A 9,451-nucleotide genomic window follows, 5' to 3' on the forward strand; every position below is an offset into this window, starting at 1 on the left:
CTGAGCCGTTAAGGTTAAGTCGGATCGCCTCCCATCTTGCATGCGGCTGCGGCGTATGCTGCCGGTGTGCATAGGGCTCTGGAGGGAAGAGAGATCCCGATGGGGGAACTCGAGCGCAACATGCGCGATGACGCGGGGCAGCCTCAAGGCAACGCTCCAAGTACAGACAATGGGGGACAAATGGATATGTTTGAGGACGAGCGCGAGCGCGTCTCGTTGCATCGCCGTGGCGCGATTGCACGCGGTGTAGCCAAGCGCGGCCTGGTGGCATTCCTGGCCTTCGCGATGGCCTTTGGCACCACGCCGGCTCAGTTGTGGGCCGAGGGCGCCGAGGGCATTGCCGAGGCCGTGGCTCAGGCTGCGACGCCGGGCGAGGACGCAGCGCTTGCGGGCGGCACCGCTGAGCAGAGCGGCGCCGAGGTTTCGGATTCCGAGGGCGCGCCTGCAGGTAGTGCAGCCATAACAGAGGCAGCAACTGGCGACGAAGGCTCGGCGACGGGGGAGAGCCCTGCTACGAGCGAGCAGTCTTCGACGGCATCCGCTGGCCAAGCAGGATCTGCCGCCGCGGCTGCCGTTCAGACGGAGAACCCGACAGAAACTGGCGATGTCGCCAAGAAGCAAGTCGAGGTCTCGTTCTCGATTATCGGCACCGATGCCGACGGCAAGGCTCAGACCTGGGTGGCGCCTACGCAGCTCAAGCTCGACGAGGGCGCGACGGCTGCGGATGCCTTCATTAAGCTGCAGGAGAAGACGGGCTTCAAGGCGAAGTACGAACCGAACACGGCATACGGTTTCTACCTCGAAAGCATCACATCCCCGAGCGATGGTCGCACGCTTGCCTACGATCCGACGACTTATGCCTTCTGGCAGCTGTTCGTCGACGGCGCGTCTTCCTCGGTTGGTGCGAGCAGCGTCAAGCTCACCCAGGGGCAGAAGATTGAGTTTGCCTATACGGCTGGTAGCTCGTCCCCTGTCGTTAAGGACCAGGTTGCCGCAAATGTGACCGTCATTGGTCGCGATGCCCAGGGCAAGACTCAGACTTGGGTCGATAACGCGCAGTATGTGGTGACCTCCGGCTCGAGCGCACTTGACCTTACGAAGGTCGCGCTTGAGGCGAATGATATTGACGCCGTTGCTGCGGGCTCCTTCATTCTGAGCCTTAAGTACAACGGTGTTGAGCTGGGTACGCCGCTCGATTATTCGACCTATTGGCAGCTGTTTATCAACGGCAAGTCGAGTGACTATACGGCGGACAATGTCACCATCCATGCCGGCGATACCGTCACGTGGTTCTACGGTGGCTGGGGCGACCAGTTGCCGTCCGATTCTGTCCATGCTTCCGTTCAGGTGCTTGGCAAGGACAAGGACGGCAAGCAGCAGGTTTGGGCTTCGACGGGTCAGACGAGTCTCAAGGCGGGCTCTACTGCCAAGGATCTCCTTGAGCAGACCGGCCTTAAGCTCGATGCTGGCGAATCGTCTTGGGGCTGGTTCCTCAACGGCATTTATTCGCCGTTCGATGATGAGTCCTATTGTGGCTATGATGCTGCGACCAATAGCTATTGGCGCTTCTACGTAAAGGGCAAGTCCGACGTAAAGTACAAGCTCGCCGACGTTGGCGCCGGTGCCTACGAGCTCCATGAGGGCGATGCCGTCACCTTTATGTATGGTGCTGACGCCGATGCCCTTCCTGGCCAGGTTCTTGGGTCTGTCGATGTTATCGGCCCCGATGTCAACGGCAACAATACTCGCTGGGGCTCGGCAAGCAATGTTTCTCTGCCCGAAGGCTCTACGGCCCAGGACCTTATTGAGACGGTTCTGAAGGCGAAGAGCGTTGATTACAACGCCTCCCAGAGCGGTGCATACTGGTTCCTGAATTCCATTACTTCGCCGTTCGATCACAAACCGTATGTCTGGGATGCTGCGACCAATAAATATTGGCATCTGTATATCAATGGAGAGCCCTCCTTACTCTGCGCCAATCAGATTACGCTCAAGAGCGGCGATAAGGTTACGCTTGCCTATACCACCGACGATTCGGCCATGCCCGATCCCGACAAGATCGCCGTGAACCCGAGTGCGACGACTCCTGATTGGGATACCGAGTGGGCCGGCTACGGCAACAGTGGCAACGGTTCGACCGTAACGGATGCCAAGACGCCTGCGCAGGCCGCTGGTCTTAAGTGGGCCTTCGATTGGAAGGCCGAGTCTGGCCAGCAGTATGCCAACTGCAGCGAACCTGTCATCGCTAACGGCTTTGTGTACATCGCGACCGAGAACGAGCTCATTAAGATCGATTCGTCCACGGGCAAAAAGGTTGCCTCTGCGCCGCTTGCCTCCAAGGTGAGCTATACCTCTCGTCCGATCTATACCAATGGCCTTATCATCGTTCCGCTCAACGGCGGTGCGGTCCAGGCGATTACTGCTGACAAGCTGATCTGCAAGTGGCTGACGCCTGGTTTGACGGACTTGACGCAGAGCTCCTGCACCGTCGTTTCGGACGGCGAGTACGTCTATGTAGGCTCGGTCGATATTTCGTATGACGAGAATTACAACGCGACCTACGGCAACGGCTCCTTTGCGCGCATTAAGATTGCCACGGGCGAAGTTTCTTGGCAGAACATCGACCCTGCCGAGGGCTATTACTGGACTGGTGCGGCTTTGACGGATAAGTATGCCATCGTTCCTACGAGCGCGGGTACGCTTAAGTGCATTGATAAGACGACGGGCGATGTCGTTTCGACCATGAAACTCGGCGCCCTTGCGAACGCTGACTGCGTCGCCGATCCGTCCAATGGCTCGACCTTCTATCAGATGACGCACGATGGAAAGCTCCATGTGATTTCGCTTTCGGCGAAGGGCATGCTGAGCGAGCAGAAGACGGTCGACCTGGGTCTTACGAATAACATGAGCGCCCCGGCGGTCTCTGGCGACAATCTGATTGTCGGCGGACAGACGGCTACTGGCTCTGCTCTGGTTCTCTATAACCTGAAGACGGGTAAGACCACGATGGTCGCTGCTGCCGACGGCAAGGCGCTGCCGGCTGGCCTCAACGGTATTGCTGCTACTCCGCTGGTGAGTGTTCAGGGCGGCAAGACCTATGTGTACTTCACCGTGAACAGCGCGGATAGCAAGGATTACGTCAACTACTCTGCTGGCGGTGGCGTGTATCGCTATACGCTTGGCGACGCAGAGGCGACGCAGATTTATGATGCGGCTGGCCATTACCAGTACTGTGACTCTCCGGTCATTGCCGATGCTTCTGGCAACCTCTACTACATCAATGATTCGGGTACGCTGTTCAAGCTCGGGGCTGTTGAGTCTTGGACGGTTGCCTTTAATTCCAACGGCGGGTCTGCTTGCGACACTAAGTTTGTTGCTACGGCCGACGGCAAGCTGGTCAAGCCGGCCGATCCGACGCGCGATGGCTACACTTTCGGCGGTTGGTTCACCGATGAGGCTTGCACGCAGGCGTATGACTTCAGTACGCCGGTGACGGCCGATCTGACGCTGTATGCCAAGTGGACCAAGAATGCTGTTAACCCTGGCGGCAATGGTGGTTCTGGCACTAATGGTGGCAACGGTGGCGCTGGCAACGGTTCCGGTGCTGGCACGGGCACGGGTTCCGGCTCTGGCACGAAGGGCCAGCAGGCCGGCGGCGCTATCGCCCCGGGTCATAAGCCGACGACCAAGACGACGGTGTCGACCAAGACCGAGACCAAGGACAACAAGCCCAACAAGAAGGACTCCGATAAGTCCGATAAGAAGGACGAGAAGAAGTCTGACAAGAAGTCTGACAAGAAGGACAGCAAGTCCGACAAGAAGTCCGATTCCAAGTCCGATACGGGTGCTGCTTCTACGACCACTGCTAAGAAGCCCTCTAGTGCTTCCGAGCAGGAGACTGGCGCCAACCCGCTCGCCATTGTTGGCGTTGCCGCCGGCGTCATCGGTCTCGCCATCGTCGGCGTGTTCGTGTTCACCAAACGTCGGTAGGTGAGGGCTGTGTCCAATAAATCCAAGGACGCTGACCCCAAGCAACCAAATTCCTCGTTCATTCAGTTCGACGATGCAAAGCAACAGGGCGCCGCTTCGGCGGCGTCCGCCCCTCGACGGAAGGCGCTTACTGGCGTCCTGACCGCCGCGTGCGTTGCGCTAATTGTCATATCGCTGGGCTTCGTCCATCCTTCCGAGAGCGGCGCCTGGTCCATTGACTGGATCGTTCAGACCGTGACGGGGGAGAGCGTCGTCGCGAAGGACGCCAAGGGGTCTGACTCGACCGTCGCTTCGGGTAAAGCTGGCTCCAAGGATTCCAAATCTTCGGATGGTGCGAACGACGAGTCTAAGGGTTCGGATAAATCTGACTCTAAGAAGGAGTCCGAGTCTTCGGACAAGGAATCAAACAAGGGCTCGGATAGCAAAAAGTCCGAAGACAAGGATGGCAAGAAGTCTGGAGAGAAGAACAGCAATAAAAAGACCGACGGCAATCAGTCGACTTCTCAGAACTCGACTTCTTCTGGCGGGGCCGGCTCTACGCCTGGCGCCTCCTCCTCATCCAGCGGGGCATCTTCTGCCCCCGATAACGGCAACGCCTCTACTGGCGACCAGGGCAGCTCGCAGCAGCCTAGCTACGTTACGGTGACGGTTTCGGTCACATCGAGCTCTGTGGGCAATCCTGTGTCCTCTGGTGGCACCTTTACCTTTAACGAAGGCGCTACCGTCTACGATGCCCTGTGCGCGCTGGGCCTTTCTGTCAACGCACATGGCTCGTCGTACGGTACGTATGTCTCCGCGATTGGTGGTTTGGCCGAGAAACAGTACGGCGGCACGAGCGGCTGGATGTACTCCGTCAACGGCACAACGCCCATGACGGCCTGCAGTAACTACGTTCTCTCCAATGGCGACAACGTTGTTTGGTATTACGTAACGGGCTAGAGGCCTCGACATAGCGCGCCAGACGGGCGGTTCGGACCAACATCCGGACCGCCCGTTTTTCATGCGAATGGGACTGGGTCGCCGGGTCTCTCTGCAAACAAAAAAACCGGTTGGAACGGGAATTCCAACCGGTTATACATTCAAGCAAATAGTGAATCGACTATGACCGTGCGCCCTCGAGGAAGAAGCGGCGGCTGAAGTAGTTGTACCAGGTGACGAGGAACGTGGCGATGGCCTTCATGGCCTGGTAGCCGATGCTCAAAAACGTGACGCCCACAAACATGTACAGGTCGTTGAGGCCCAGGCCGATCACCGACAGGATGGTGAAGATCGTGAACTCGCGCTTGCGGCTCATGCCCTCGCGGTGGTCGAACACGTACTTCATGCTGAGCCAGTAGTTGACCACGACGGACGTGATAAACGAAACCGTGGTGCTCATCAAAAAGTCGAGGTGGAACAGCTCGACGAGCGCAATGAGCATGCCCCAGTCGATGCCAAAGGAGATAAGACCCACGACGGCAAACTTGAGGAACTGCTTGGTATGAGGTTGTGCCAGCGCCTTGCGCACGTAATCACATCCAATGCGTTGATGAATCGAGCAGGGGATACTTTAGATCTTTTGCAAGGGAAACGTAAGGTCTTTGCCAAGAACTATACGAACTCGTCAAATTTTCAAGAGCTAATCCGTAAACGTTGAAAATTTGCCCGTAAACGAGCGGCACCCACGGACGATACTGCGCTGAGTGCGCGTCGTCCGTGGGCGCCGTAATGCTGCAGGGGTTTCGAGCTATTTTGTCTCGTCGCCCTCCAGGAAGATCTTGCGGGTCACAAAGTTGTAGACCATGACAAGCGCGGTGGCGCAGATCTTGGCGATATTGGCCTCGAGCCCCAGACCGGCGTTGAGTGTCAGCACGATACCGTCGTTGAGCGCCAAACCGATTACGGACAGCACGACAAAGATGATGAACTCGCGGCGGCGGCTCATGCCTTCCTTGTGCGCAAACACGTATTTCATGCTTGCGAGGTAGTTAAAGATGAGCGAGATGATAAAGCCGCTGGTGTTGGCGATTAGGATGTTGAGGCCCAGACCGTAGTGGAGCAGATTCATAATGCCAAAGTCGATAACCGTGGCAATGACACCGACGACGCCAAATTTCATGATCTGCGCAAGGAGCTTTTGCATGGTACCTGCCTTAAGCTGGCGCCGAAGCGCCGCGGGGATGACAAACTTAGCAAGTTTAGCCAATCCCCGCGGGTGGTGCTAGGCGCGCTCCTCGATAGCACCGTTTCTATATGCATCGAGCAGCTGGCGCAGGTCCTGGATCTGGCTGCGAATCTTGGCGCCAGTATCGGTGTCGCTCACCATGCGGCGACGGTCTGCTTGGTCAAAACGGTTGGTCTCGCTCTCGATGTCCACGTTGCGCGTGAGTGCCTCGGCGACTGTCGTAAAGGCCCGGTGCGACTTGAGGCGGCAGCCGCGCGAGCTCGAGATGAGCGTATAGCCGGCGATGCCCGTCTTGGGATGGTAAGCGCGGCAGAAGCCGCCATCGATGACCAGTAGCTTGCCCTCGGCGCGGATGGGCTGCTCACCCTTGGTGGTTTTAACGGGCGTGTGGCCGTTGATGATGTGGCCGGTCGGCGAACATGCCATGGGCGCGACGCCAAACTCGCGCATGATGTCGTCGCAGACCGAGGGCGACTTGGTAAGCGTAAAGTATGGGTCCATCGGCTCGACCCAGGTGCTCTTATCGGCGATATAGGCGCGCTCAAAGGTACGCACCAGGCGTCCGCTGGCGGGCGAGTTAAAGCCAATCCACAGGTACCACATCCAGTCGAGAGCGTCGCGGTCGCCCACGCGCCAGGCGCGGCGGGCGATGTGGTCGCAAAAATCGAGATAATCGCGCCCGGCGTGCCAGGTGCCCAGACAGTTCATGCTGCTAAAGGTGCCGTCTTCGTTGAGCGGAACGCAGCCGTGGAAGAGCAGGTTGCCGTTGGCGACCTTGTACATCGAGCCGTGGGAATAGAGGAAATCGATATGGCGATGCAGGTGATCGGCGGTGACAAACTCGGACACGAGCTTGTCGATGATGTGCTGCTCCTGGGGCGTGAGCGTATAGGGGTCCGCCGGGTCGACGGTGGGGAAGTCGTTGGTCGTGAGCGGCCACACGCTGCCGTCGGCGAGCGTGACCGTGCCGGTGTCGTGTTCGATCTTGTCGAGTAACAGGCGGTTGGTCATATCGAACTCGGGGTGGCGCTGGATAATCTGGCCCTCGAGCTTAAAGAGCAGCACGTTGATGGCCTTGATCAGCGGGGTGATGGACTCACCGGCGGTGTAGGTGGCATCGGCAAAGGCGACAAGCTCACGCAGCGAGATACCGTAGTCATTCTCCAAGATCTCGTAGTTGTCGTAGCGTAGGTTGTTGCGCAATACCGTGGCGATGCAGGCGGGCTCACCGGCCGCAGCGCCCATCCACAGCAGGTCGTGGTTGCCCCACTGGATGTCGAGCGAATGGTAGGTGAGCAGGCGGTCCATAATCTTGGCCGCGCCGCCGCCGCGGTCGAAGATATCGCCCACCAGGTGCAGGTGGTCGACGGCCAGGCGCTTGATGAGCGAAGCGAGCGACTCGATAAAGTCGTCGGCGCTGGCGGTCTCCAGGATGGACTCCACGATGCGCTCGTGATAGCGCACGCGATAGTTGTTCTCGTCCGGGTGCGTGTGCAACAACTCGTCGATGATATAGGCGTAGTCGCGCGGGATGGCCTTACGCACCTTGGAGCGCGTGTAGCGGCTTGAAAGCGAGCGAGCGACCATGATGAGCTGGTCAAGCATCGTCTTGTACCAGGTGGGCGAGTCCTCGCGCTGGCTGCGGACCAGCTCGATCTTCTCGCGCGGGTAGTAGATGAGCGTGCACAGCTCGCCCTTTTCGTCAAAGGTGAGCGTGTCGCCAAAGATCTCGTCGACATGTTCGCGCACGACGCCCGAGCAGTTGTTGAGGATGTGCATAAAGGCTTCGTACTCGCCGTGCACGTCGCTCATAAAATGCTCGGTGCCCTTGGGTAGGTTGAGGATGGCCGAGAGGTTGATAATCTCGGTAAATGCGGATTGTTCGGTGGGGAACTGTCTCGACAGCAGGCGCAGATACTTGAAGTCTTGCGGGTTGCGATCGAATGCGACCATGAAACACCTTCCGATGGGGCTGGTAAAACTGATAAACAGCGTCAAACGTTTATCAGTATGCGCCGCTTTTGTTTCGATTTTGCGCCAGCGGCTGAATTGTCGGCTGAACGGTTTGGTAAATCGATTTAGTTGAGGTAGATATGGCGGTTGAGTGGAGACAACAGAGGGTGTTTTCTCAGATATTTATGCGTGGGGTCGGTGGAGACGATGGTGGTAAAGATGTTCGCTATTTTTGGTTCGATTTGGTAAATAGTGGACATATGTACCGTATGTAGGCTCACTGTGCGATAATTTGCGCAGCAATGAGTAAGGAGCCTCATATGAGTGATTTTGTCCTGACCTGTGAATCCGCCGCCGACCGAACCCGTGAGTTCTTTGCGTCGCGCAATATCCCTGTCGTGTGTTTTCATTACGAGATCGACGATGTTGTCTATACGGACGATCTGTATCAGTCGATTACGCCGGACAAGTTTTTTGCCCAGATTGCCGCGGGCGCCATGCCCAAGACGTCTCAGGTGAGCGTGGGTGAGTACGAGGAGTTTTGGGAGCCGTTTGTTGCCGAGGGTAAAGACGTGCTGCACCTGACGTTGTCGTCGGGCATTTCGGGCACGTATGGATCGGCCTGCGTTGCGGCGCAGATGCTCGCGGATCGCTATCCCCAGGGCGGCAAGGTGCGCGTCGTCGATTCGCTGGCGGCGTCTTCGGGCTTTGGCCTGTTGCTGGAATATGCCGCCGACGTGCGCGATAGCGGGGCTTCACTCGACGAGACGGCTGCCTGGATCGAGGAGCACAAACTCAACCTGCACCACTGGTTCTTCTCGACCGATCTGTCGAGCTACCTGCGCGGCGGTCGCATTTCGGCCGCGAGCGCGATCATCGGCACGGCGCTTAAGATTTGCCCGCTTATGACGGTCGATTGCGACGGCAAGCTGTCACCATGTGAGAAGATTCGCACTAAGAAGCGCGCGATTTCCGAGATGGCCAAGACCATGATGGCACACGTGCAGGACGGTGCGGATTATTCGGGTAAGTGCATCATGTCGCACTCGGCGTGCCGCGAGGATGCCGAGGCAGTTGCGGCGCTGATTGAGGAACAGGTTCCGCAGCTTAAAGGCAAGATTGAGATCAATGACATCGGTACTCTGATTGGCTCGCATACCGGACCTGGTACGGTGGCGCTCTTCTTTATGGGCGACAAGCGCGTGGATTAATTTGCCCCATCACGTCGCTGCATGATTGCTCAAACGATAACGGCCCGCCTCACGTTTGTGAACTGCCTCCCATTTCTTGGACATGAGAAATGGGAGGCTTTCTTTATGCGCGTTGATTTGAGAGTGAAGCATG

General features: G+C 57.8%; 6 protein-coding genes. 3 read left to right on the forward strand and 3 right to left on the reverse strand.

Annotated elements, in window-relative coordinates; all coding sequences use genetic code 11:
• Positions 1-180: 180 nt before the first annotated feature.
• Together ACRX4W_RS07695 and ACRX4W_RS07700 are read left to right on the forward strand one after the other, a co-directional pair.
• The gene (locus ACRX4W_RS07695; protein ID WP_432299908.1) at positions 181-3,990 is read left to right on the forward strand and encodes a DUF4430 domain-containing protein; all 3,810 of its coding nucleotides are present in this window, start codon (positions 181-183) and stop codon (positions 3,988-3,990) included.
• A 9-nt stretch (positions 3,991-3,999) separates the two neighbouring features.
• A complete protein-coding gene (locus ACRX4W_RS07700; protein ID WP_158554592.1) occupies positions 4,000-4,929 on the forward strand; it encodes a DUF4430 domain-containing protein in 930 nt (309 codons plus the stop codon).
• Positions 4,930-5,089: 160 nt separating this feature from the next.
• Here the strand turns inward: ACRX4W_RS07700 and ACRX4W_RS07705 are convergent, their stop codons facing one another.
• The 3 genes from ACRX4W_RS07705 to ACRX4W_RS07715 all read right to left on the reverse strand — a co-directional run bounded on the left by ACRX4W_RS07705 (position 5,090) and on the right by ACRX4W_RS07715 (position 8,107).
• Positions 5,090-5,497: a GtrA family protein gene (locus ACRX4W_RS07705; RefSeq protein ID WP_022095123.1), complete on the reverse strand. Its 408-nt coding sequence runs from the start codon at positions 5,495-5,497 to the stop codon at positions 5,090-5,092.
• Between the two features lie 219 nt (positions 5,498-5,716).
• The gene (locus ACRX4W_RS07710; protein ID WP_006235398.1) at positions 5,717-6,112 is read right to left on the reverse strand and encodes a GtrA family protein; all 396 of its coding nucleotides are present in this window, start codon (positions 6,110-6,112) and stop codon (positions 5,717-5,719) included.
• A 78-nt stretch (positions 6,113-6,190) separates the two neighbouring features.
• Complete coding sequence (locus ACRX4W_RS07715) at positions 6,191-8,107, reverse strand: fructose-1,6-bisphosphatase (RefSeq protein ID WP_432299911.1); 1,917 nt, start codon at positions 8,105-8,107, stop codon at positions 6,191-6,193.
• A 320-nt stretch (positions 8,108-8,427) separates the two neighbouring features.
• Here ACRX4W_RS07715 and ACRX4W_RS07720 point away from each other — a divergent pair, with 320 nt between their 5' ends.
• Positions 8,428-9,318: a DegV family protein gene (locus ACRX4W_RS07720; protein WP_432299912.1), complete on the forward strand. Its 891-nt coding sequence runs from the start codon at positions 8,428-8,430 to the stop codon at positions 9,316-9,318.
• The last annotated feature ends 133 nt before the right edge of the window (positions 9,319-9,451 follow it).

This window comes from Collinsella aerofaciens (assembly GCF_964283865.1).
GTDB lineage: Bacteria > Actinomycetota > Coriobacteriia > Coriobacteriales > Coriobacteriaceae > Collinsella.

Bases quoted from the DNA above. Each gene is read 5' to 3' on its own strand.
- ACRX4W_RS07715 (WP_432299911.1), bottom strand. From the start codon at position 8,107: ATGGTCGCATTCGATCGCAACCCGCAAGACTTCAAGTATCTGCGCCTG.
- ACRX4W_RS07720 (WP_432299912.1), top strand. From the start codon at position 8,428: ATGAGTGATTTTGTCCTGACCTGTGAATCCGCCGCCGACCGAACCCGT.
- ACRX4W_RS07695 (WP_432299908.1), top strand. From the start codon at position 181: ATGGATATGTTTGAGGACGAGCGCGAGCGCGTCTCGTTGCATCGCCGT.
- ACRX4W_RS07710 (WP_006235398.1), bottom strand. From the start codon at position 6,112: ATGCAAAAGCTCCTTGCGCAGATCATGAAATTTGGCGTCGTCGGTGTC.